Source organism: Xenorhabdus entomophaga, assembly GCF_037996725.1.
GTDB lineage: Bacteria > Pseudomonadota > Gammaproteobacteria > Enterobacterales > Enterobacteriaceae > Xenorhabdus > Xenorhabdus khoisanae.
The window spans coordinates 1-1,409 of record NZ_JBBMXH010000239.1 but is presented as its reverse complement, the minus strand read 5'-3'; the positions used below and the strand labels follow the sequence as shown (position 1 = coordinate 1,409).

The 1,409-nt window shown below is 49.1% G+C and carries 1 protein-coding gene and 1 pseudogene; both read right to left on the bottom strand.

Annotated elements, in window-relative coordinates; translation table 11 throughout:
- Positions 1-145: 145 nt before the first annotated feature.
- Positions 146-229, bottom strand: coding sequence for a damage-inducible type I toxin DinQ (dinQ, locus tag AAC854_RS24480; protein WP_422824129.1), 84 nt, complete (start codon positions 227-229; stop codon positions 146-148).
- Between the two features lie 480 nt (positions 230-709).
- A pseudogene (locus AAC854_RS22475) lies at positions 710-1,409 on the bottom strand (hypothetical protein); the annotation flags it as partial.

The following is a 1,409-nucleotide window of genomic DNA, read 5'->3' as shown; positions in this document are numbered from 1 at the left end:
CGATAGACCGCTATATTGAGCGAAACGGTCACTATAAAAACCGTTCTGCTTTTCTGGCTGAATTGGCACGAAAAGAAATTGCTCATCCCTAAATGTTAAAGGCCACCGGGCGGTTAACCCGATGGCCTTAACTACGTTTCCGTACCTATTTCAAAAAGGTACGGATCAGTTCTAAAAGCGAAATTAACGCCTTGAGAACGATGATAGTGGTGTTAATAACCTCTTTCATCCGTTCGCTCCTGTGAGCAGGAGCACGACTCACCAGCCATTGCCTTTACACTGCCTGTCCGGTTGGTTCTCGTAAGCGTTGACTTGAGAATGTCGCGCTCTGGCCAAAGGCACAGAGCCAGCACCACCTGTACTCAGTCAGGACTTTGATACATTCCGCAAAATTTGCGGAATACTGAATTCCTTTTCTATACCAAAAACACAAACCAGAGCGTTTGTCTAGCCAACAGCGTAGATTATAAGTTGATTTTAAAATGATTCAATCAATTAACGTGATAGATAGGAAGAAACAAAAAAACCAACTGGTGAGGTTGGTTTTTTTGTTTTTTTGATGAATTGTCTTTCTTTGTGCTATTTACGAGGTTGGTAGCCTCTATCTAATAGCGCGACATTCTCAAGCCAACACAGTCAGTCTAATACCTATAGCATAAAATATCAACCTATGGTATAGCGTCAATGATCTCACACAAATGGGCGATATTCACCCAATCACAGGCGAATACTTCTGTTTTAGTCCATCGGATTTATAGGCCGTGTTCCTGATGGCGCTGGCGTTCTCCGGTGTGCCTGTGTTGTGATGGGTATGGGCGGCGGTCAGTTCGGCCAGTTCCCTGACCACATCCAGCGTCTCTAACATCAATGTCATGACGTTGATTTGCTGGCTGCCCACCCAGACTACAGGGGCGACGATTTCTTGTTTAGCCCCCGCGATGCTTTGCTTAAGCAGGCCGATTTTCTCAATCAGTTTCTGCCCGACGTCAATATTGGCCTCTTTTCCCACACTGGCGACAAAATTCGCTGAGGTGGCGAGACTGTAATCCCCGTCTGCAATTTGCTGGACAGCGCCTGCCAGTAGTGCAGACGTGCCTAACACTGTGGTCTTATCCGTGGCCTGTACCGTGGTTTCCCGTGCTACCACGGTGCGCGTTTCCGTGTCTGCCCTGACTTCACGGTGCATGGACGACTCGTTAATGGTCTGGTCAGTCTGTCTAATCCAACTGCCCGCCTGCGTCACCCGCTGCGACACTTCCGCCCGCTGCTGCTGCAACTGTTCACCGGGCTGGATATCCGGCAGGGTGTTGCCCTGACTCAAGGTCTGGCGGATAAAAGGCTTGTCAGGGCGGCCACCTTCGAACGCAATTTCAACCACCGTGCCAATGGGCGGATACTGGAACATGCCC